The sequence below is a fragment of the Anoxynatronum sibiricum genome, from assembly GCF_039414295.1.
Taxonomy (GTDB): Bacteria; Bacillota; Clostridia; order Peptostreptococcales; family Tindalliaceae; genus Anoxynatronum; species Anoxynatronum sibiricum.
In genome coordinates this window covers 131695-154337 of sequence record NZ_JBCITM010000006.1, presented here as the reverse complement: position 1 = coordinate 154337, position 22643 = coordinate 131695, and the positions used below count along the sequence as shown (strand labels likewise).

Genomic DNA, 22643 nt, shown 5'->3' with positions numbered 1-22643 from the left:
TCCTTGACATTCCCGGAAGATGTGATATATTTATATCATAAAAAGAGATATATACATCTCATAAAGATGGAAATAGATATTATATAGTGATAAATAAGTCTCTTGTGGGCGAATCGAAAAACGAAACCATGAAACGAAGGAGGAAGTCACATGCGAAAAGGAAGGTTGCGTTACCTGGGGTTGTTGGGGTTTCTGGGGCTGCTGGGGGTGTTCATGGGGGAACCGGGCCTATACGGCTTTTTCGGGTTCTTTGGGTTCTTTGCCGTCACCTTTCAGCAGCAGGATGAGCTTCTGGAGCAGAACCTGAACAAGGCGGGGATGAATGGGTTTGTGGTGTCCATGCTGGGCCTGGCCCTCACCATTGTGGTGGTGACAGTCACCCGGTCATTTCAGTGGCTGGCACTGATGGTGGGCATTGTCTTTGCACTGCAGATCCTCACCTTCACCATCAGCCTGGTTCTCTATGAAAAAGAGGGTGGTGTGGTCGATGACGATTAAACCAGTGAAGATGAAAAACCGCATCAAAGAATTCCGCGCCCGACATGACCTGACCCAGGAAGAACTGGCCAAACGGGTGGATGTGAGGCGGGAAACCATCGGCCACATTGAAAAAGGCCGGTACAACCTGTCCTTGCTGCTGGCCTGGCGGATTGCCCAGGCCCTGGAAAGTTCCCTGGAAGAGCTCTTTCAATTTGAAGAGGAGTAAAGAGCGATCCTCTCCTCTATTCTGTTACCTTGATATTCTGCACAAATGGGATGATCACTTTAGCCGATCATCAGACTCTGCTGAAATGATGGTTCCGCAGGAAGCTGGAGGCTTCCGTGGCCACATGCTTGTGCTGATGAGGAATGAGCAATGTCAGCTTTTTGCGGCGTTCTTCTTCTGAATGAGTCACCGGTGTACCGTCGGCAAGGAGAAAAGGGTTGTTGTTAAGAACCTGATACGTGATGCTTAGCCTGCCGGGTTCTTTTTCCCGGTGATTCCCGGATTTCCATGTGATAGACTCCAGCTCATAGTCTTTTAACCTGAAAAATCGGCCTAGCAAATACACGCCTTCCAGGCTGATCAACAGGTTGTGGGGTGCTTTTCCCCTAGGGGTCATGCGATTTTCAGCAGCCATGATCTGCACCTCATGGGGTGACAGTTGGCACTCCAGCATCGGATTCTTCAGGGCTTGTAAAAAATCCTTTTCCCGGGAATGGTAGTAAAGAGCGGCGAAAAGACCTGCAAGCCAGCCAAAAGCACTGATAAACATGGCCACAACACCAGACTCAAAAGGGTCCATCTGTGTGTAAGCATAGATAAAGAGGCCGGTGGACAGGGCGATTAACACCAGTCCCAGGCTCCGTTTCCCATTGTACGGGCTCCAATTTGCGTTCACAGCGATCCCTCCCTGGTATTTTGTCATTTATTCTATATGGAACCGGGTGCTGCGTCAACTCATTTGACTGGCCAGATGTGTAAGACGGCTTCTGAACATGATTGCAAAGAAGGCTGTGGCCAGGCATCGAAGGCCTGATGAAATAAACACACCATTGATCATGAATTAATCTGAAGTAAATAAGGAGTTGAGAAAATGGCGGAAGACAAAGGCATTACGCAACACTTTGACTCAAACCTGGCAGCAATGTTGGCTGACAAGATTCTCGCAGTCAAAGCGGATTTTCCGAAAGAAGCTTACGTGGAGGCTATTGAGGCGGAATGCGAATCCCTGGCTTATACCAAGCGGATCGAACTCCATGCCGACCAACTCCACCAGCTCCTGCCAAAAGATTATGAGAAGGCGGTGGGCATCCTTGTTTCCATTCTTGGTGAGGAGAATAAAAATGAAACGGGCATGTTCTCAGAGTATTACTGGATCATGCCCATTGGTAAATACGTGGAAAAGTATGGGTTGAACCATCTGGCCCTTTCCTTGGGAGCCATTGAAGAGATCACCAAGCGCAACACGGGAGAATATGCCATCAGGCCCTTTATTCGAAAATACCCCGAAGAGACTCTGGAAAGGATGACTGCATGGGCCACGTCTCCCAATTTCCATTTGAGAAGGCTGGCAAGTGAAGGCCTGCGCCCCAAGTTACCCTGGGCCACCAAGCTGGACACTTTTATCCATCACCCCCAGCCGGTGTTTGCCATACTTGAACTTTTGAAAGAAGATGAGGTCATGTTTGTGAAAAAATCCGTGGCCAATCACTTGACAGACTGGCTGAAAGTGAACAGGGAACCGACTGTGGAGCTGATCAAAAGATGGAGCAAGTCAGATCATAAGCACACAAAATGGATCATCAAGCGAGCCACCCGTAAAATACCCGTTTGATCGCCCGCGACAATCAATTCATCAGCATTACCGCTTGTTTACCGGCTGCAAAAGGCCGGAGGTGCTGTAACCTCGGTGCTGTAACCTCTGATACTTTTTTTCGGGTTTTGTGGGGCCTATAGCGTGATCCCGATTATGTTTGGGTAAGATGAGTGTAGCACTTCTATGCCAAACAGTTGATCAACAGGAGGTATGCCTATGTGGTTTGACCCAGCACTTGAAAGAAACCTGCTGCCCGACAGCCTTATCAGGTGGGGCGCTCGGCGCATGACGGCGAAGCGGCTCCGTGAAATCCAATCCCGGGGCATCCAGGCGCACCAGGATAATTTACACCAGTACCTGGAAGGCCTCCGCTCCCAACCCATTGCCGTGAATACAACCGATGCCAACCAGCAGCATTATGAGGTGCCCACCGCTTTTTTTCAGCAGGTGTTGGGTTCCCACATGAAATACAGCTGCGGCTACTGGGAAAAGCCAGTATCCGGCAACCAGCTTCAGGCATTGCTTGACCCTTCGGAAGAAGCCATGCTGGCGCTGACCTGCCAGCGGGCAGGGATTGCCGACGGACAAAAAATACTGGACCTGGGCTGCGGATGGGGTTCTCTGTCATTGTACATGGCCAGAAAGTATCCGGCAGCGGAGATTGTGGCGGTTTCCAATTCTTCTACCCAAAAGGCCTTTATAGATGCACGGGCTGAGGAAGAAAACCTGAAGAATCTCACCGTCATTACTGCAGACATCAACGACTTCACCCATGCCGGTGGTTTTCACCGGGCGGTTTCTGTGGAAATGTTTGAGCACATGCGGAATTATGAGGCACTGATGGAAAAAATTGCCGGACTGCTCCTGCCGAAAGGCTGTCTTTTTGTCCATATCTTCACCCACCGCACCACCCCCTATGCCTACGAAGCGAAAGACGAAGGCGACTGGATGGCCCGTCACTTCTTTACCGGCGGCACCATGCCCAGCCAGGACCTGCTACATTATTTCAACCGGCATTTTTCCCTGGAGCAGCAGTGGGCCGTCTCAGGCCTTCACTACCAGAAAACCCTGGAGGCCTGGCTTCAGCAGATGGACGCCCGCAGGGAAACCATCATGCCCATCATGGCAGAGATCCAGGGGCCGAAACATGCCCTGAAATGGTGGGTGTACTGGCGGGTCTTTTTCATGGCCTGTGCAGAGTTTTTTGCTTACAACGGAGGCAACGAATGGTACGTGAGCCACTATCTCTTCCAGCGCCGGTAATGCCGCCGCCGTTGGATTGTCTGCGCATGGGGTTCTGTGCGATTTGTTCCTTACAGAAGGGATCACCGGGGACGGGGCAATGCAACCGTGGCCCCATTCCCGGTGATAAAACGGTATCAGGTTGGTGAGGAGATGCTTTTCCACATCGCCAGGTTCACCAGTGCCAGTAGCACAAATCCACTGAGGTGGTGGAAGCCGTTCCAGAGCACATGCCCGCCGGTGATGTAGACAAAGGAAATGCCAATGGATGCGTTTAGGGAACCGTGGGCGATGGCAACGGTGCCGGGAATCCACATGTAGCCGATGGCCATGAGAAGGTAACCGGTGCCGCTGCGGATGCCAAGGACAAAGTAGAAAAGGGCGGCGTAAAGGTAGCTGAGGGCAAAAGTCCAGGCAACAAAGGAGCGTGCTTTTTGATTCACGGTGATTCCTCCAGTTAATGTTTTTCAGAGCGGTCATTTTGCAGCGCTTGTAGGAAAGGACCAGAATGGTGACAACGATACCGCCCCCGTAGAGCACATCGAAGCTGCCGAAGGACCGGGCAGCGGCCGTCATCAGCAGCCAGCTGAGCAGGAACAACTGGGTGAACCGGCGGCGGTAGTATTTCTTCACTTCCACCAGTATCTCAGATGAAATATACGAATTGTTGGTCTATGAAGAGGCGAAGAACATCTGCGTGGCGTCCCTGTCCCCAGCAATCAAGGAAAAAACCATCACCATCAACGGAGTGTCAAAAGCCTACGCCATGACAGGCTGGCGTATTGGTTATGCCCTTGGCCCGGCACACATCATCAAAGGGATGACTGACTACCAGGGCAACACCACCACAAGCCCAAACACCCCGGCCCAATATGCTTCCATGGAAGCTCTGGCTAACTCCCGTGAGTCCGTTGAAATGATGAGGGCCGAGTTTGACAGAAGAAGAAAATATATCATAGAAAAAATTAATGCGATGGAACACCTCTCATGCAGCACCCCTAAAGGAGCTTTCTACGTCATGCCGAATGTCAGCCATTATTATGGCAGTCAATACAATGGGATCATGATCAATAACTCCCTGGACCTGGCAAATTATCAGCTGGAGGAAGCCAACATTGCAGTCGTTACAGAGGCTGCCTTTGAGGCACCTGACCATATTCGCATCTCCTATTCCAACTCAATGGAGAACATTGAAAAAGGAATGAATCGGCTGGAAGAGGCACTCAGTAAGCTGAACCCATAAGCAGATCTATTTAGATCAGCATCCTTTGAGGAGGTGCGCCGGCTCACCAGGCACCCAAAATAATGGGACTTGGGTGCCTTTGGGTTCGACGGGTATGGGTTCGTCTTGACACCACGAGTAAAACTTTACAGGCACTGATCACGTATTCATGGACAGAACGCAACCCACTCAGAACGCAACCCACGACTGGAGGTTTTCCCATGTATTCACCCTTCACTCTGAACATCAGCCCTATGAAACGGCTATTCCTCATCAATTTTGAAAAAGATCCCGACGAAACCTACATTGGCTTCGAGCCCCAATGGTTTGAGGACGCCAGCTACGGCACTGGCCTGCGGATCATTGCCTGGCGAAAGGACGGTTACGTTGATGTGTACCAGCAGCCCGGTCTCACCGTGGAAGAAAAGCTGGACGTGGCCGCCAAAGGCTTGGCCGACACCCATATACACCCCATGGAAAACGCCCGGTTCAACATCACCCCCAGGGGTGTGGACGTGGCCTTTGCCTTTGAAGACAAAAACGGCCGCCCGGTGAAGGTGGAAGTGGTGGAAAAGAGCCAGAAGCCTACCAACCCATTTGCCCTCCTGGCCCCTGTGGGAAGCTCTTCGACCAAACCATCCTACCTGCCGGTGTATTTTATGTATGGCTTCGACTTTGTCCGCCGGGCCGACACACAGGTCACCATCAGCATCAACGGACGCAGCCACAAAGCCGATCCCTTCCCTTTTCCCATGAACGGCTCCCGGGTGTACTTCATGCGCTACAGCGCCGACACCTTTCTGGTTGACTGGTGCCCCGCCCAGAGTAAGATGCTGGAACTACTGGAAGCGCCTGTCGTTAATCCAGTTGGAAGTGAGGACAACCATTATACCGGCCCTAATGGCACACAATACCAATTGGCAGAAATGGCAGAAGAAAAGGAACTTCCTGCTTTTGCAGCGATTCGTGCAATACACAACCAACACACCTTTGAAGCCCGGTTCCAACCTGCCTTCCCAGAAATCACCCATCTCCCCAACAAGGCCTCCCTCAAGGGCCGGTTCACCTTTGGAGCAGAAGCCTCCGCCGGGGTGGTGTCAGGGGAGTACCAGGTAAACCGCAGCGGCGACCAAGTGGAAGTGACCCTCCACCCCAAAGATGGCTGGGAACCACAGCCCACCACCTTGTTTCTGAAGTTTTTCTTCACCGCCATCAAAGTCTTCCGCCAATGGCCCAAAACCTACCAGTGGAAGGCGAAAATCACCCTGCAACAAGACGCGCCACCCTATATGGAATCCAAGTGGGAGCGAGTTTAGCCTTAACAAAACAACTGCTAAAAAATGGCTGCCGGGAATGGTTTCCCGGCAGCTTGTGTTTTTGACAAAATGACAGATGAACTCTACGCCATCGCTTTTCGAATGACTGACGCCACTTCATCTTTTTCAGGGAAGCGTCCAAGTGATTTTTTCGAAAACAGGAGACGATCTTCCAGCATCACTTCACAAAGGCCCCGCCGGAAGGGATCATTATCGGCCAAGGGTGTACGATCAGGAAGGTTTAATCTCTAAAGACATCAACAAGCATATTGATTAACCCCTTAGACTGACTTCCGTCATGATCATAGGGAGGAAAAAACTCGGTTATTTCGACCCCAGCCGTTCTGGAATCGGCTAGAATCTGCCGGAGAAGGCTTGTGGCTTCTGTCATAGAAAGTCCGGCTTCACTGGGAGAATAGACGGCATGCATTTCTGTCTTGGCAATCACATCCAAATCCAAATGCACCATGATTTTTCGGTTTTGTGGGATTTCCTGAAGAACTTTTTGAATGACCTGGCTGATTCCATTTTCCCGCAGTTCAGATAAAGGGTGCTTTTTAACATCCGTGTTGATTGCTGATTCATGCTGATACCCTACAATGGTTACGTTGTCGCCGCCAAATCCCTTCAGGCTGGCAAGAAAATCATTTTCTTCTAAAAGAAACCACAACCCCATTCCGGCTGCACCCATGCAACGATCGGCAGAAGGCTTGTAAGCGTCTATATGGGCATCGATGACAATGAGATGAATATCGGCTGCATACCTTCTGTATAAGCTATGCGTCGTGCCGGTAACAATGCTGCAGTCTCCGCCAAATAATAAAAGTGTTTCATTTTCATCGAACCAGTCCTTCGACTGGTCATAGATCTCTTGCCACACAACACGGGGACCAGGCCAGTTTCTAATGGGAGGTACATTGTGCCTGGGTATATAACTGGGAATGCTGATATCGCCCATATCCTGTACGCTGACGCCCTGTTTTTTCAATGTGTCAATCAACCCGGCCTCTCGAAGGACTTGAGGGGTCGTTTCAGTTCCGGTATAAAAACCTCCCGAGTTCATGGGGATTCCAGCAATTTTTACTTGCTTCATTTTTAGTTCCTCCTTTGGTTTTTTTTAGCAAAACATTCTTCGTGATTGAGGCAAGACAAAAGCGCCTCTTTCCTTTTTTGATAGAAGGCCTGGTTTAACTTGGGGCGTTCTTTTGTTTTTGAGGATAACATAATGGCATTGGACGGACAATGGTGCACACATTTAAAGCAGTATTCGCAGTGGGTATTATCATAAACCGGCACTAAGGAACTGGAGCCACGATGCCAGCATTTAAGGATGCACTCATGGACGCATCGGTTGCACTGCACGCATAGGGTATCATTAACCATAAATTGATGTTTAACTCTTTTACCAAAGTACTGGTTGGGGTAGTTAAGAAGTGCATGAAACCTGAATCGGGGATTTACTTCCACAACCTGGGACGAGACAATGCATTTTCGGATATGATTTAGGTGAGTCTTCAACTTTTTTGAAGTCTTCTTCCCGTACCGAAACAATGGGTTCATGGGTGGCAATAAGAGTGCTGCATCTGTGGCAGGAGCCCGGTAACCTGCGGTAAAAGATAATGCGTAATTTTTCTCTTTCAGTTTTTTTCCCAAATGATACAATGAGTTTGCTGGATAAAGTCCGTAGGTGGTAAAGAGAAAAGCTGCTTTTTGAGGTTCGAACGAAGGCATATTTTCGACAAACTGCACCATGGAATGAGGTGCTTCCCCATGATAAGTTGGAAAACCCAAAATGATCAGATCATAATGACCCAGAATTTCATAGGGAAAGGGTAAGGTAAGGGGCATTAGACCGGGTGATAGGTCTTTTAATTTTTCTCGGTAGATCTCAGCGATGGTTTTGGTGCTCCCTGCACCTGAATGATAAAGTATTAAAACTCGCTTCACTGTCTTCACTTCCTTCAACATATTACTTTAAGCGGAAGACATCAATGCTTTATAAGTTTACCTCACTTTATTACGAGGAGAAAAAATTTTTGTTTAAATCCATTACAAATTTTTCTTCGTTGGAAGGGAGATCAAGTCGATGCTCCTGTCCTGGCGAAGCTGTTCGATGATACAGTACACACGGTCAAATCAAAGGATTATTCACCAGCACAGACGGATGCAGGAGCAACGGCCATGCCATCCTATCCACTCCCCCTTGGTGGGGTCCGCCTTCCAGTTTTTGTCGGAAATAAAGCACCTGAGTGAAGGGGAACCGGTAAAAGAAAAAAACAGGTATTCCGGAGCCTGAAGAAATGACCCGGCTTCTGAAGGGCCTGGCAGCCTACTATGGTGCAAAGCTAACGGGCGTCTGTACCATGAAGGATCATCACTATTACTCTCACCGGGGTCGGGAAGCTGCTTATTACGGAGAACCCGTCACTTCCAGCCATCGGCGATGTGGCGGTGATTCGAAGGGATGGAAATGTCCTTTTTTCACTGAGGAATCCAGAAAAACAAACTTATTGGCGTTCAGCAGCCAAGCCTTTCCAGGTGCTGCCCGTTTTCGAAGCTGGCGGCCTGAAAAAGTACCAGATTACCCCTTGACTTTCACATCTGCAATCACCGAAAAGAAGTCATTGGAAAAATGGAGTGCATCCTGTAAATGGAAAAGCGGTCATCAGCAAAGGATGAATGGTTCGGGTTCAGTTTTCCTACCAGCATTCTCATATTATGACTCTTGTCGAAAACAATGATCATTATCCGAATGAACTTTTTTATTCCTAATAAATATGGATACTTCTGAACTTGCAGGATAATGAACGATCAAGGTTATTCCCGAAGGAAGTGAAGCTATAAAAACTTCATTTTTCAACAAAAATCCTGATTTTCATGTCAATAGTCTTAGAAAATGCTGCTTTTAAAATGCTAACAAAAACATCAGGATCTATGGCAAGCCTGTTTAACAAACTGGTGCTTATGGTTGTATAAAAATCTGTAAGGTGCGCCGTCCTTGATCTGGGCATTGCAGTTTTAAAAAACACTTCATAAACGAAAGGACGTGTTTAGGAAATGCAAGGCAGCAAGCAGAACGAGCAAAAACCCGGCACTTGGTCAGGCGGCCGGCAGGGGTCGGCAATGCTGAATACAAAGGCCAGGACAACCCTTCCTCCGCCCAGGCCGAAGCTTGTTAACCGCAGGCGCCTTGTATCGCTGCTGAACGAAGGCCTGCTTGCCGGAAGAAGGGCCACTCTGATTTCGGCTCCGGCCGGTTACGGCAAATCGGTATTGGCCTCCGAATGGGTTCGCAGCATACAGACTAACAGTGAAGGCTTGCAGGTTTTCTGGTTATCGCTGGAAAGCAGTGATGATAATCCGGGACGCTTCTTGGCGTATCTTTCGGCAGCATTTCTTAACCAGCCATTAACCATTGCTTCCATAAACAGAGATTCGGATTTTAACAGCCCCATCCCTGAGCACGTGGAGCAGCTCTTACACAGCATGCTTTTTAGTCTGTCCGAATGGGAAAATCAGTCCGGTAACGGGCTTTTCATTGTCCTGGATGATTATCACCGGATCCACTCCCCCTTCATCCACCAAATCGTCCAATATTTAATCGATCACTCTCCCCCGTGCCTCCATATCTTACTGGTTACAAGGGAAGATCCGCCCCTATCGATTCCCCGGTTGAGAGCCCATGGCGAAATCACCGAAATACGCTTACGAGACCTGGCTTTTGATATACCAGAAGCAACCGAGTTCATTACATCAATTATGGGAACAACCATAAGGCCGGAATGGGTTGCCGACCTGTTTGAACGCACTGAAGGCTGGGCTGTTGGGCTGCAACTGGCGGCGCTTTCTCTGCGCCAGTGCAGTGATATTGGTGCTTTTATCAATCATTTTAAAGGCAGCCACCGCTACCTAGTTGACTACCTTATAGAAGAGGTCATAAAAAGCCAACCCAGCGAAATCAGGCATTTTCTTAAACAAACCTCCGTTCTGAAAAGCTTTAACCACGAACTTTGCACTGAGATGGCTGAGCAAAAACGCTCACAAGATATTCTCCGTCAGCTTGAAAAATCCAATCTGTTTCTGATTGCCCTTGACGAACAAAAGGAGTGGTACCGTTATCACCATCTTTTTGCAGACTGCCTGCGAAAGCAGCTCAGCAAAGAGGAGAAAAACCGGTTATACCGTATTGCCGCCAACTGGTCAGAAAAGAGGGGATACCTGGCAGATGCAGTGGAATATGCATTAGCCTCAGAAGACCATAACGTAGCTGCCGATACCATTGAGAGGGTACTGAAAAATCCTTTAATCTGGTCAAGGGGCTATGTCTCGCTGCTGGAAAGCTGGTTGATCAAACTGCCCCCGGATTTTATTGGTTGCCGCCCTGATCTTCAGATTATGGCATCACGCGTGTTGTTTCTTTCAGGAAAACTTGAAGAATCAGCGTTTCTTCTGGACCGGGGCGAGGTGATGTTACAAGAGTTTCCATTACAGGATGAAATCTTCCAAAAGTCGCTGTCTGCTCAAATCCATATTTACCGGGCAGCCCTTTTGGCCATGAATGGAAAAGTGGTGGATGGGTTACGCTTGATTGACCCGGCAATGAGCGAACTGTCTCCCGACCTGATTCACATTAAAGCCAGAGGCTATGATACCTTAGGCCTGATTTATGAGTTGGCCGGTAACTTTGAGGAATCATATCATTTCTATCTGAAAGCAAGTGACTTTGCCGGCAGGGCGGGAGTGCTATACCTGGCCATCAACGCTTTATGTGAAGCGGCCAGCGTCAGACTGGCCCAGGGAAAAATGGGTGAAGCAAAACAAACCTGCTTCCAGGCATTGGAGCTGGCCGGAGATGAAAAGCACATTATCCCTCCCGCCGGTCTCGCCTGGGCTGTTCTGGGAGAAATAGCCAGGGAAGAAAATGATCTCAAGGAGGCAAAGCACTGCCTGGACAAGGCAGCGGAACTGGCCGGCAAGGGTGGCATAGTGGATGATCTTCGCCATGTATACTTTTACCAGACACAGTTGCAGATGTCGCGTCAGGATTTTGGCATGATGACAGAACATCTTGGGATCCTTGTGGGAATCTTGGAATCTTATAGAGTCCAGCGACTATCCATCCGTGCGGGAGCAATAAAGGCAAGAGTGGCGCTGCTGAAAGGCCATCTGCAAAAAGCTGTCTCCTGGGCCAGCCAGTTTCAATCATTTCTCAATAGCAGCTCGGTACAATACCTGATTGATTATGAACTGCTGACAATGATCCGGGTCAAAATGGCCGTCAACCAGTACCTGGAATCTTCGCAACTGGCCGGGGAGCTGATTGACCAATGCCGAGCCGGCAACCGTAATAAAACCTTGTTGGAGGCACTGATGCTGCATACCATTGCCTGCTGGTACAGAGGTGATAAAGAAGGCTTGATGAACAGCTTTCATGATGCCCTGTTAATTGCTGAGGCAGAAGGTTATGTCAGATCCTTTACCGACGAAGGACTTATACTAAAACAGATTTTTGAATATGCGTTACCGCTGCTGAAAGAACCTTCACTTAAGGCTTATGGCAAATCCCTTTTCAACACATTTTCTGCAGAGCCCCCTGCCATTGATGTTTCAGGCTTATTAAGCGAGCAGGAAGCAAGGATTCTTCAGTTAATTGCTTCAGGTCTATCCAACCAAGAGATTGCCAAAAAGCTCTTTATCAGTCTCGGCACCGTTAAGTGGCATGCCCACAACATTTATGAGAAGCTGGGTGTCAGCAGCCGAACCCAGGCAGTGGTCAGGGGAAGGGAGCTTAAGGTAATAACAGGGATCGGGGGACACAAACCGTAAACCATCATATTTTAAATCAAGTAATGATCCTTCAGTCTCTGCACATCGTGCAGGGGCTTTTTTTACATGCCCATCTGAAAAACCTATCTTAAGATAGGCGCAGATTCTTCCGCGACAGACTACAATGAAAGTGTACTAATTCATGTGAACTCACTAATGAACTAAATTTGGGAAGGAGATTAAGCAACGATGGCTTCAAAAATAATAACGCTGCCTACCCTTGTAATCAGGATTGGCCTCATGATTCTAAAGTTGGCAGGCATGCTCATCGCTTTTCTTTTACTAATACCCGTCATCCTGCTGCCTTTCATGACCGCTGTGCCCCTACTTGTTGTCGCAGTGCTGGCCTTGATCGATGCCGGATTGTTGTACCAGCTCCTTACCCGGGCTGTTTTGTGGTCTTCCAAGCTTGTTCTCATGGCAGGGTTGGTTGCTGTCGCCGTACTGGCCGTCGTTACTTCCCAATGGTGTGCAAAAACCCCGCCGATTTTGGGTGCAGACGGTTTGCCATTGCCCGGCAGCATTGCCAGTCTGGAGCAGGTGGAGATTAATGGTGAAAAACAGTGGATTACCATACGCGGCCACGATACAGACAAACCGGTCCTGCTTTTCCTGGCCGGAGGCCCCGGTGGAACCCAGCTGGCGGCAACCAGGAAAGTGCTTGGTCAATTGGAAGAACACTTTGTTGTGGTTAACTGGGACCAGCCTGGCGCAGGCAAATCATACCGGGCAGTCGATCTTAAGAAGCTTACGCCCCAGCAATACCTGGATGATGCTCACAGGCTGACTCTCTATCTGATGGAACGCTTCGGAGAAGAAAAGATCTATGTGGTGGGAGAATCCTGGGGCAGCATCCTGGGCATCTGGATGGTTCAGCAACATCCTGAACATTTTCATGCCTTTATCGGGTTGGCCCAGATGGTGGCTTTCCTGGAAACGGATCTCTATGACTACCAGCTTGCCCTGGAGATTTCTGCTGACCAGGGGAATACAAAAACCCAGCTGGCATTGCAGAAGCAGGGGCCGCCACCTTATTTTGGCAAGGGCATCGCCTGGAAGGTGACCCGCTACATCATGGTGCTGAGCCAGACAATGATGCAGAACCCGAAGATTACCGGACCCGGCTACGACACCTTCGGCGATATCTTTGCCGTGGAGTACGGACTTTACGACAAGGTCAATTACTTCCGCGGCCTGCTCCGGGTAATGGATACAATGTGGCCGCAGCTCTGGGAAGTGGACTTGCGCAAAGATGCAGCGACCCTCGCCGTCCCGGTCTATTTTATGGAAGGCCGGCACGATATAAACGCACCGCCACACCTGGTTGAAGACTATTACGAAATCCTGGCGGCTCCACACAAAGAGCTGATCTGGTTTGAGCATTCCGGACACAGCCCCTGGGTGGACGAATCAGAAAAGGTAATTGATATGCTTGTCAACAAGGTGAAAGGAGGAAGGGTTAAATGAGTGCTGATGTAAGTGAAAAGCACTATACCATTATCGTCCAGGGGCACCTGGATCAAGGCTGGGCGGACTGGTTTCCCGGTATGGAAATTCTGTTGCTGCCGGAAGGACTGACAAGATTTACCGGAACAGTTGTCGACCAGGCAGCCCTGCATGGCATGCTGAGCCGGATCAGTGACCTCCGCCTGCCCCTGTTGCTGGTGATCAGGGGAAACTTTCAGCTTGATTAATTGCTTCACTGAGAGGATAAACATTTGATGAAATTGATGAAGAGGGAGGTCGGAATCTAAGATGATTCAGGCAGCTGGAATGTTCTGCAGGGGGGTGAAAAAAATGGTTATATTTCTGCTGTACGCTATTTTAGGGGTTGTTGTTTTATGCCTGGCTGCCTTAGTGGTATTGAGCCCCAACAAGGTAAAAGAAGTGACGGATCTAAACGATGCAGCACTTGATAATAGTATTGCGGAAAAACAATTTGTTGAAATTAATGGAGTTAAAATGGGGATGATCATCAAAAGCAAAGACGTTTCAAATCCCGTTCTGTTGTTTTTGCATGGTGGTCCCGGGATGCCAGAATACTTTCTTACTGAAGATTATCCCACAGGGATGGAAAACTACTTTACGGTGGTCTGGTGGGATCAAAGAGGTGCAGGACTGTCTTATGGGAATGACATTGACTGTAGTACAATAACAACAGAACAGTACATCGAAGATATCATTGCGGCAACTCATTATTTGGCAAAGCGGTTTGGTAAGGATAAAATCTATCTTATGGCTCATTCGGGAGGCACTTATTTCGGTATTCAGGCTGTACATAAGGTGCCACAGCTGTATGAAGCATACATCGGAGTTGCGCAGATTGCCTACCAGGTTGAGTCAGAGAGGCTTGCCTATGATTATATGCTCGGCCATTACATGAAGGAAGGTGATCGTAAAACCGTTAAAAAACTTCAGGACAATGACTACCTGTCAGAGGAATACAAAAAAATAAGGGATGATGTAATGCATCGGGCCGGTATCGGCACAACCCGTGACATGAAGTCTGTCATAAAAGGGGTATTCCTATCTTCCTTGAAAAACAGGGAATATTCCCTTGTCGAAAAAATCAACCTTTGGCGTGGCAAGGTGCTGCTCAGTAATCACAAGCATTTACAGATTAATGAAGATTTGCGTGAAAAGTGCACAACATTTGAAGTGCCTATCTATTTCTTTTCTGGCGCATATGATTACACGGTAAATTACAAGATGTCAGAAGAATATTTACAGCTGATCGATGCACCTCTAAAATGTTTCTATCTCTTCGAAAACTCGGCACACAGTCCCTTTTTTGAAGAACCTGACAAAGTCGCCTTGATCTTTAAGAGTGACATAATCAAGAAACAATAAAAATGGAGATGTGACCATAACAGCAGGCACCGTGCTTGCTCTGGTCGCCCTGTATAAGTATCGCAGGCAATGGATCTGATCTCAGGAACCCTTGAAAGGGTATGGCAAGTGAGAATCTGTTGACGCCGGCGGGAGAGAAAGTAATCATAAGGAAAGAAGGCGCATACATCCATGAAAAAAATGATCTTCATAGCAATGGTGTGGGTTATCCTGATAATTGCCGTTGGCTGTACAAATGCTCCAGAACCGCCGCCAGATCATCTTCAGGAAGAAGGACAACAGCCTGAAGTTGAAGCGTCTTTTCAGGAGGAAGCTTCCCAGCGAAGCATTTCAGATGACGGCATTCTTCATTTTTCTGAAGGCAGTGTCGTTTTACTGGCATATGAAGATGAAATGAACCTGGAAGAAATCCTGGGTACTCCTTTGGTGGAAGAAATCGTCATCCTTGAAAATGCTGACACTTTCACCGGAAGTCATGAAAAAACACTGGCTTATGAGGATACACGGCTTGTTCTCTTTTCACCAGCCCAGGACGGCCGGCGGTTTTATCTCATCAACATCGAAACGGAAAATCATCGTGTCACAACCAACCGAGGGATCTCTCCAGGGAGTACCCTGGACGACCTGATGCTGGCATACCCGGAAGTGACCCGCAGCCTGGATGGCACCTCCGGCATTGATGGACGCTATGAGTTAGTGCTCCCGGACAATCCCTACACCTATCTCTTCTTTTATATAGAAGAGGGAAAAGTGGTCAAACTGCAACTCATTCATGAATTTGCCTAAAGGAGATGGACACATATAAAACCCGAGCCTCGGAGGCCCGGGTTAAATTGAACAGGGGTCATGATGCATGCAGACAATGTACTGGCAGGTGGTTAGACTTTGAACTGTTGAACCAAAAGATTCAGTTCTTCGGCAATCTGAGACAGCTCTTCGCTGGAGTTGGCTATTTCTGCCATTGCAGCCGTTTGCTCCTCAACAGAAGCTGAAGCCTCTTCTGAACCTGCCGCATTCTCCTGTGAAATTGCCGACAGGTTCTGCAAAATCTGCGTGAGGGCATCTTTTTTGCTCTCGATCTCCAGACCAGAGATGTTTACTTCCTGAATGGCCTGTTTCATGGTTTCAATGGCAGTGCTGATGCCTGCAAACTTCTGGTTGGTTTCCTCCACACTGTCAGATTGCTCTTCAATGATTTTGGCAACCTCTTCCATGGTTTTCACAGCCTTGTCAGTTTGCGCGGTCAACTCTTCCATAATGGTGCTGATTTCTCCGGTGAACTGGTTGGAGGCTTCAGCCAGTTTTCTGATTTCATCAGCCACCACTGCAAAGCCACGACCAGCCTCCCCGGCACGGGCCGCTTCGATGGCAGCGTTTAAGGCCAGCAAGTTGGTTTGCTCAGCAATGCTCTTGATCATGCCACTGGCCTGATTAATCCGGTCGGCACTGTTGTTTGTATTTAAAATCACTTCGTGTACCTGGGCTGATCCCTGGCTGCTCTTCTGCGTTTTGACAATCAGCTCATTCAGGGTATGAATGCCTTCGTTCTTTAGTTGAGTGACAGAATCCACCGAATGGTTCAAGGCGGATAATGCTGCTTTGTCTTTGGCAACCACTTCACCCAGCTCACTGGCTGTCAGGGCGCCCTTTTCGGTATCTTTGGCCTGATCACCGGCACCCTTTGCAATTTCTTCGATGGTTCGAGCCACTTCATCAGAGGCGGTTGCAGACTGCTGGCTGGTGGCCGTCAGTTCCTCCGATGAAGCCGCCACCTGTTCAGAAGCTTCAATGACATTACGAATCATTTTTTTCATGGAATCCTGCATATAGCGAATCGCTTCAGCAATTCCACCAATTTCATCGTTCCGCTGACTTAATGACGCTGGCAAATCCTGGCGAAAATCACCTGCTGCCATGGCACTTGCCTGAGTTACAAGTACCCGAAGGGTTGTAATCACACTGTTGGAGGTGGAGTAAAGAATCAGCCCCAGCAGCAGCAGGCCAACCAGCCCGCCGCCAATGGCCATTGAGAGATTTCGGTTAATGGCGGCGTTAACATTTGCCATTGAAAAGCCAATGGCCACGGCTCCCTGCAGCTCACCATTGATGACAGCAGGGAAAATAACATCAAAAACTGTCTCCTCGTTAAAGTCCCACATCTGACTGTGAGGAACGCCTTGCTGGGCTGCTGCCATGCTGCCTGCATCGTCAAAGACGATGCCTACTTCATTGGGATCATTATGTGCGACCGTTTTCAGATCCTTGTCCATCACCAGGGCATACATAACCTCATCTGACAGGGCCATGTTCTCCACCAGAGACTGATAGCTAAACCTGTAAGTCAATGCCTGTACTTCATCTGCAGGGATGCCCACCTGAATGAAATCACCTGACTGACTGCGCAGGTACCCATATTTAAAGTAGTTTCCTGATTCAGTATCCATGCGGATGTCTTCCATAAGACTTTCATTCCCGCTGATCATAAACTGATGAACCGGATGACCAGGATCAGGCTGCCATCCGATGTATTCAGGCACTGTGGAATAAAGGGTAACACCCTGGTTGTCATACCAGTAAAGATCTGAAATGCCAAAGTCGACTGCCAAACTTAGGAGAAGCTCATCACTCATCACTTCTTCATTGCGAACCGCCATTCTTGCAGCCGTTAAGATTTTCTCTTCCAGCAAATCATTCAGGGCTTCCAGTGAATCCACGTTGTCTTCCACTCGGCTGATAAACTGACGGGCAATGTAGTACCCGTTTTCTTCCATCTGGTGTAACAGACTTTCTCTGCTAAACCAGGAACTGACAGCACTAATGGCTGACACCACTATGATGACCACCAGCAAGGGCAGCAATACCAGTCTGGTTTTAATGGTACCTTTTCTCCCGTCACGTTGAGTCTCTTTCGGCTCCATCTGATTCATCCTTCCGTTTCATCATCCTTGAACATTGTTTCAGTAGACAACCAAGTGAGTAATCGCGATTATGTTTTATTCTCGTTCATTCTATAAGAGTCTTCAGACTATTGTCAATGATTATTGTTTTGTTCAACCATTATTTTTTCATCACCGGCAATCTTTCGATTACCGGTGGTTTTTAATGGCTATCATCAAGGCTGCTGACGGGATGATGACAAAGAAATGGCATTTGCTTGCTGTTTCGAAAGATTTTTACGAGGTGAAGGGAGCCGAAAAGGGGACGGATGTGATATTCTAATGGAATAGAGAACGTGTGACAGCTAGAGCCGAAATCAGTGGCGAAGCGACGGCCGATTCTCTCCTTCTGTGAAGGGGAGTTTAAAACGCACCACTCTGGCGACCACTTGAAACCTTACTGACCATGCAACATGTGTCTTTCTTAGGAGTGAACCAATGAAAAGTCGATTAACAGAATATCTAAACCATCTGATGCTGCCGATTCCTGGCGGTGTGGAAACAGTGAGGGACTATCGGGATGAACAGAAATGGATAAGTTCAAATTCCAAAATGAGCATGCCAGGCCAAAAGGGAAAACTGACAGAAATTGAAAAGAGGGTTGAGATCAAGGCTTTCCTGATGGCTAAATATCCGGTGACAGAAGGTTTGTATCAAGAAATCCTTTCCAGGACGGGAGAGACAGCAAAAAAGATGCTGGAAGTTGGTGCAAAGGCCAACAATATGCCAGTGATGAAGGTATCCTGGTATGAAGCTGTTTCCTTCTGTAATCGGCTGTCAAAGGCATGCGGACTGCAAGAGTGTTATGCCATTGATAAGCACAGTGGCCATGTGGGATTTGAACCACAGGCAAATGGATACAGGCTGCCGACAGATGCTGAGTGGCAATATGCCTGCAAAGCCACGTCAGAAGGGTATCGATATGGCGAGATCACAGACATTGCCTGGTATAAAGATAACGCTGAAGAGCAGGTTCATGAAGCAGGGAAAAAGCAGCCTAATGAATGGGGCTTGTACGACATGCTGGGAAATGTGTGGGAATGGTGCTGGGATTTATACGACGAAAAGACCTATGGGGAGTACCGGGTTTTTCGTGGTGGAAGCTGGGCAGAAGAGGCTAGAGGATGTGGTGCCACTTCCCGCAGGCGGGGACATCCCACCTTTAAAATTGATGACCTTGGTTTTCGTTTAGCCAGGTCATGGGAATGAGTCAGACCACAGGTATAGGAAAAAAGGGAGCCGGGAAAAAGGTTGGCGAGATCGATGACGGGGGGAACTACATGATGAGAAAAGCAGCACAGGGAAAGTCGGAAAATCTAAGCAAAAGGCAGGCGGCAGCGAAAAAGAATGATCGAAAGAGAGCAACGAAATATGCATGTATGGTGACAATATGCATGTTCATGCTGACTCAGCTGGCTTTTGCTGAGACAACCAATTTCCCGGATCTGACAGATGCCTGGTCAACGGAGGCTGTCTCCTGGGCGGTGGACAGGAGCATTGTCGGGGGCTATCCTGATGGTACCTTTAAACCCCATGCCGATGTACTGGAATCCGAATGGACAGCCATGCTGTTCAAGTATTTGGAACCCGGCAAGAAACTTGATTCACCCGGCAGCAGTCATCACTGGGCAGAAAATATTTACACCCATATGGCACACTATCAACTGCCGATTCGTGGGCATCAACATGTCACCGCCCGAAATCTTCCCTTGAAGCGGATGGAAATTGCAAAAATCACCTCAGCCCTCTTCGGGTTTAACCTGTCAGAGGCTCAAGCTGTAGAGTTCATGTACGACAACGAGTTTTCTTCCGGCATGGGCGGCGGCCGTTACTATCACACCTACGGTGTTGATCAGAACCTGCAACGCCAGCAAGCGGTCATGTTCCTGATGAAAGTGGACAACCAGGTGAAAGCCAATGGCGGGGTCACCTTTCGTGGTGAGTTTTACCCACGGGCAGAGGGTCCAACCGGTATCCCTGACGGTGGTCTGAAATTTGCCAATACCACGGTGGATACGATTGACTGGTCGCGGTTTAACCCTGTCAGCCAGGCCACAACCACACTGACGCAGGAAGATGTGACCCGCCTGCGGGAGCTTCGTGACAACAGGAATTTTTACCGTGGTGCCTGGTTCAAAGATTTTGACGAAGTGCCTGAAAGTGAAAAAGAGTTCACGATCCATTGGATTACGATAGAGTATGCCCATCATTTTGAAGGTTATCGAGCAATCTTGCATCCTGATACGATTTTCGTATCCCACGAGGGGATCTATATTGCAATGGGAATCACCCAAAAAACTGAAAATGGGAAGACATATGAAGCAGATGCTGTTTATGGCGTACGACCGGGCTTGCCCGGGGGAACCTTGTCTCTCTTGTCGGAATGGCGTGAAGTGCAGTAATTGTTAAAGAGCCGGGAACGGCGGATTGAAGCGGTTGTTCCCAACAAACGATTTTTCAAGCCGGGAGTATGTCCAACCTTTGATTGGCTGCGTAAGCCGATTGAGTACATAAAACGGGTTCGCTATCACTGAGAAGCCATTGTAAGGCGGTGTAACTCCTTACAATGGCTTCTGTAAGATGAGGGTTTGTGGTTTTCCCTCATTAAATAATCACTGTCAGGAGCATTCGTGACATTTGTCAGTAGAAAAGAGGAGGGCCATGTGGCACATTTAAAGAGAAGCGGCAGAGGATACTTGGTGGCTGGGCATTTCTTCCGGGCAGAAGCCATGAAGTGTGGTGTGATAGTAAGCGCCGCAAATGTGTGGAACAAGATGAAGAGGAGAGATGATTCGTGGAACAGAACAAAGAAAACCGTGCGTTGTTAGTGGGGGCAGCAGCGAATATCGTGATGGCAGTGATGGCCTGGGCAACCTATTACTATTCAAATTCGGAAGCAATCTTGCTGGATGGAAATTATAGTTTTATTATGTTCCTGGGCGTATTGGTAGCTATGAAAATTGTCGCTGTTCGGGCCACTAAAAGCAAAACATTTCCCCTCGGGAAATTTTTCTATGAGTCTCTTTACGGTTTTATCAAAGGGCTGATGATCTTTGGAGTACTGGTGATGTCTGTTGTTACCGCTGTTGTTCGCATCGTGATGTATTTCACCGGCTTATCGGATAATATTCCAATGCTCATCCCTGATCCCATTCTCTATTATGCGCTGGCATGTGCGGTCATCTGCTATGGTGTGTCTTTCTTTTATTATCAACAAAACCGTTCCATGGGCAACACCAGTATCCTTTTAAAAACGGAACAAAAGGCGACGTTTGTCGACGGAACCCTGTCTCTGGGCATTGGGGTGGGTGTCTTTTTCTTATCCAGTGGCGCAGGCGGCGGCGGATTTATCCCCTATTTAGCAGATTCATTTTTTGTTCTAATACTGGCGGCAATGTTAATCAAAGAGCCATTAACCATTATCAAGGAGTCCGTCATTGAACTGGCGGGAGGAACATTGCAGGATGAGAAGAAGCGAGCCATATTTGAGGCCGCCATCACCGGCAATATGCCTGAGGCGTTTAACATTGAAGGCATTTTTATCAGCAAAAATGGCAGCCAGTATGTTGTTCTCATTTACATTTCAACTGATGAAGCGTATTACATCAAAGCGGATATTGTGGCGGCAAAAACCAAGATCTCCCACATACTGATGAAAGATCATGCCCATTTGTTGCTGGACATTATTCCCGAAAGTAATCCAATATCAGATTTATCACAAGGGTGAGTATCTGTCGGGAAAAAGGTAGGTTTCTGTCGAATAGGAGATGCGGTTTATGGCAAAAATGGACGACTGATGATATCAATGCCTTATTGAAGGACTACAAAGAAGCAGCGGGAAAGTTGATCGACAATGGGCAGGGGCCACTTTGGAGATGAAAAACTGTCGGTTTTTGAAGTCATTATTGGTTTAAGAAGCCATAAGAGGTGAGAAATCAAATAAAGGGGTATGAAGGGAAATGGAGAGTGTTTGGAGACGCCAGACAGAACTCCGTTGGCCAAGATGATTAAATTGGCTTAGTTGATTAAAGGGTTGAAAAATGAATGAAATATTGTGAAGGAGTGAGCACATGTCGATGGTGCGACCGATTGAAGAGAAATTTGTCATCGAGAAAGAACACTGGGTGGGAAATGGTTTTCGGGTCAGAAATTATTTCCCCGGCGGGAAAAATCTGCTGGAACGATTTTCTCCCTTTGCCCTGATGGATTACAATGTTCCCAGGGAGTTTTCACCCTCCACCACCTCCAGGGGCATTGGGCCCCACCCTCACCGGGGTATCGAAACCGTCACTTTTGCCTTTGAAGGAGCGGTAGAGCACCACGACAACGCCGGGAATCACGGCATCATTTATCCTGGTGATGTGCAGTGGATGACCGCCGGGGGTGCCATTATGCACAAGGAGTACCATGAAAAAGAGTTTTTAAATCGGGGCGGGGTCTTTCACATGATCCAGCTCTGGGTGAATTTGCCGAAAAAAGATAAATGGGTACCGGGGCGGTACCAGGATCTCCCCAGCAGCAAACTGGGGAAACTGGAACTCCCCAATGGAGCCGGCAAAGTCACTGTTGTGGCAGGCGAATTTAAGGGTGTGAAAGGCCCAGCCATGACCTATTCCCCCATGAACATCTATTTGCTGGATGTGCAGGGGGGCAACAGTGTCACCTTTGAAGAGCCGGGCAAGTACAATACGGGTCTTCTACTGACGGAAGGCCATGCTCAAATCAATGGTACGGCCTGCACCCATAAAGATTTCATTCTTTTTGAAAACAAGGCAGGTGAAATCGCCCTGAAGGCGGGCGAAGAGGGCGTCAAACTCATTGTCTTCAGTGGGGAACCCTTAAATGAACCTGCCGTTGCAGGGGGACCCTTTGTGATGAATACCAAGGAAGAACTGGACCAGGCGTTCCAGGATTATCGTGACGGAAAGTTTGGAACTGAAGATTTTTAGTT

General features: G+C 48.3%; 23 protein-coding genes. 17 read left to right on the top strand and 6 right to left on the bottom strand.

The features are described from left to right. Positions 1–150 precede the first annotated feature (150 nt). Both AAIG11_RS07885 and AAIG11_RS07880 read left to right on the top strand, forming a co-directional pair. Positions 151–498, top strand: a complete 348-nt coding sequence (locus tag AAIG11_RS07885; RefSeq protein WP_343185695.1) for a DUF3796 domain-containing protein — start codon at positions 151–153, stop codon at positions 496–498. After that, the gene (locus AAIG11_RS07880) at positions 488–706 is read left to right on the top strand and encodes a helix-turn-helix transcriptional regulator (RefSeq protein ID WP_343185694.1); all 219 of its coding nucleotides are present in this window, start codon (positions 488–490) and stop codon (positions 704–706) included. Before AAIG11_RS07885 ends, AAIG11_RS07880 begins: the two co-directional genes overlap by 11 nt. 70 nt (positions 707–776) lie before the next feature. Here AAIG11_RS07880 and AAIG11_RS07875 read toward each other — a convergent pair whose 3' ends face one another. Continuing rightward, on the bottom strand, positions 777–1382 hold the full coding sequence (locus AAIG11_RS07875) for a hypothetical protein (protein WP_343185693.1): 606 nt from the start codon (positions 1380–1382) through the stop codon (positions 777–779). Positions 1383–1577: 195 nt separating this feature from the next. On the opposite strand from AAIG11_RS07875, the gene AAIG11_RS07870 reads away from it, so the two are divergent. After that, the gene (locus tag AAIG11_RS07870) at positions 1578–2318 is read left to right on the top strand and encodes a DNA alkylation repair protein (RefSeq protein ID WP_343185692.1); all 741 of its coding nucleotides are present in this window, start codon (positions 1578–1580) and stop codon (positions 2316–2318) included. A 198-nt stretch (positions 2319–2516) separates the two neighbouring features. Then, on the top strand, positions 2517–3563 hold the full coding sequence (locus tag AAIG11_RS07865) for an SAM-dependent methyltransferase (protein WP_343185691.1): 1047 nt from the start codon (positions 2517–2519) through the stop codon (positions 3561–3563). A 116-nt stretch (positions 3564–3679) separates the two neighbouring features. Here AAIG11_RS07865 and AAIG11_RS07860 read toward each other — a convergent pair whose 3' ends face one another. Then, a complete protein-coding gene (locus tag AAIG11_RS07860) occupies positions 3680–3985 on the bottom strand; it encodes a hypothetical protein (protein ID WP_343185690.1) in 306 nt (101 codons plus the stop codon). Between the two features lies 1 nt (position 3986). Between AAIG11_RS07860 and AAIG11_RS07855 the strand changes: the two genes are divergently transcribed. The 3 genes from AAIG11_RS07855 (at position 3987) to AAIG11_RS07845 (ending at position 6080) form a co-directional block, all read left to right on the top strand. Continuing rightward, positions 3987–4196 carry a hypothetical protein gene (locus AAIG11_RS07855; RefSeq protein WP_343185689.1) on the top strand — a complete coding sequence of 70 codons (210 nt, stop codon included), beginning with the start codon at positions 3987–3989 and terminating at the stop codon, positions 4194–4196. Positions 4197–4239: 43 nt separating this feature from the next. After that, positions 4240–4785 carry an aminotransferase class I/II-fold pyridoxal phosphate-dependent enzyme gene (locus AAIG11_RS07850; RefSeq protein WP_343185750.1) on the top strand — a complete coding sequence of 182 codons (546 nt, stop codon included), beginning with the start codon at positions 4240–4242 and terminating at the stop codon, positions 4783–4785. Positions 4786–4985: 200 nt separating this feature from the next. Beyond that, positions 4986–6080 carry a hypothetical protein gene (locus tag AAIG11_RS07845; protein ID WP_343185688.1) on the top strand — a complete coding sequence of 365 codons (1095 nt, stop codon included), beginning with the start codon at positions 4986–4988 and terminating at the stop codon, positions 6078–6080. Between the two features lie 83 nt (positions 6081–6163). Here AAIG11_RS07845 and AAIG11_RS07840 read toward each other — a convergent pair whose 3' ends face one another. Genes AAIG11_RS07840 through AAIG11_RS18175 form a run of 3 tightly spaced genes read right to left on the bottom strand, consistent with a single transcriptional unit; the run spans position 6164 to position 8048 of the window. Further along, positions 6164–6301: an Rdx family protein gene (locus tag AAIG11_RS07840; protein WP_343185687.1), complete on the bottom strand. Its 138-nt coding sequence runs from the start codon at positions 6299–6301 to the stop codon at positions 6164–6166. 20 nt (positions 6302–6321) lie between these two features. Continuing rightward, positions 6322–7173 (bottom strand): arginase family protein, encoded by an 852-nt coding sequence (locus tag AAIG11_RS07835; protein ID WP_343185686.1) that lies wholly within the window; start codon positions 7171–7173, stop codon positions 6322–6324. A 2-nt stretch (positions 7174–7175) separates the two neighbouring features. After that, positions 7176–8048 carry an EFR1 family ferrodoxin gene (locus AAIG11_RS18175; protein WP_425499414.1) on the bottom strand — a complete coding sequence of 291 codons (873 nt, stop codon included), beginning with the start codon at positions 8046–8048 and terminating at the stop codon, positions 7176–7178. A gap of 332 nt (positions 8049–8380) precedes the next feature. On the opposite strand from AAIG11_RS18175, the gene AAIG11_RS07830 reads away from it, so the two are divergent. From AAIG11_RS07830 to AAIG11_RS07805, 6 genes are all read left to right on the top strand, one after another. Beyond that, complete coding sequence (locus AAIG11_RS07830) at positions 8381–8821, top strand: hypothetical protein (protein WP_343185685.1); 441 nt, start codon at positions 8381–8383, stop codon at positions 8819–8821. Between the two features lie 382 nt (positions 8822–9203). Further along, positions 9204–11906: a winged helix-turn-helix domain-containing protein gene (locus tag AAIG11_RS07825; RefSeq protein ID WP_343185684.1), complete on the top strand. Its 2703-nt coding sequence runs from the start codon at positions 9204–9206 to the stop codon at positions 11904–11906. A gap of 240 nt (positions 11907–12146) precedes the next feature. Beyond that, the gene (locus AAIG11_RS07820; protein ID WP_343185683.1) at positions 12147–13373 is read left to right on the top strand and encodes an alpha/beta fold hydrolase; all 1227 of its coding nucleotides are present in this window, start codon (positions 12147–12149) and stop codon (positions 13371–13373) included. Continuing rightward, positions 13370–13600 (top strand): hypothetical protein, encoded by a 231-nt coding sequence (locus tag AAIG11_RS07815; RefSeq protein WP_343185682.1) that lies wholly within the window; start codon positions 13370–13372, stop codon positions 13598–13600. Before AAIG11_RS07820 ends, AAIG11_RS07815 begins: the two co-directional genes overlap by 4 nt. A 61-nt stretch (positions 13601–13661) precedes the next feature. Beyond that, the gene (locus tag AAIG11_RS07810) at positions 13662–14756 is read left to right on the top strand and encodes an alpha/beta fold hydrolase (protein WP_343185681.1); all 1095 of its coding nucleotides are present in this window, start codon (positions 13662–13664) and stop codon (positions 14754–14756) included. Between the two features lie 171 nt (positions 14757–14927). After that, entirely contained in the window at positions 14928–15542 is a 615-nt protein-coding gene (locus AAIG11_RS07805; protein WP_343185680.1) for a hypothetical protein, read from the top strand. A 92-nt stretch (positions 15543–15634) separates the two neighbouring features. Here AAIG11_RS07805 and AAIG11_RS07800 read toward each other — a convergent pair whose 3' ends face one another. Further along, positions 15635–17674, bottom strand: a complete 2040-nt coding sequence (locus AAIG11_RS07800; RefSeq protein ID WP_343185679.1) for a methyl-accepting chemotaxis protein — start codon at positions 17672–17674, stop codon at positions 15635–15637. A gap of 456 nt (positions 17675–18130) precedes the next feature. Between AAIG11_RS07800 and AAIG11_RS07795 the strand changes: the two genes are divergently transcribed. The 4 genes from AAIG11_RS07795 (at position 18131) to AAIG11_RS07780 (ending at position 22641) form a co-directional block, all read left to right on the top strand. Further along, the gene (locus AAIG11_RS07795) at positions 18131–18901 is read left to right on the top strand and encodes a formylglycine-generating enzyme family protein (protein WP_343185678.1); all 771 of its coding nucleotides are present in this window, start codon (positions 18131–18133) and stop codon (positions 18899–18901) included. Beyond that, complete coding sequence (locus tag AAIG11_RS07790) at positions 18892–20094, top strand: S-layer homology domain-containing protein (RefSeq protein ID WP_343185677.1); 1203 nt, start codon at positions 18892–18894, stop codon at positions 20092–20094. The genes AAIG11_RS07795 and AAIG11_RS07790 overlap by 10 nt, the downstream gene beginning before the upstream one ends. Before the next feature lie 392 nt (positions 20095–20486). Beyond that, positions 20487–21419: a cation efflux transmembrane domain-containing protein gene (locus AAIG11_RS07785; protein WP_343185676.1), complete on the top strand. Its 933-nt coding sequence runs from the start codon at positions 20487–20489 to the stop codon at positions 21417–21419. Between the two features lie 343 nt (positions 21420–21762). After that, positions 21763–22641, top strand: a complete 879-nt coding sequence (locus AAIG11_RS07780) for a pirin family protein (protein ID WP_343185675.1) — start codon at positions 21763–21765, stop codon at positions 22639–22641. Positions 22642–22643: the final 2 nt, after the last annotated feature.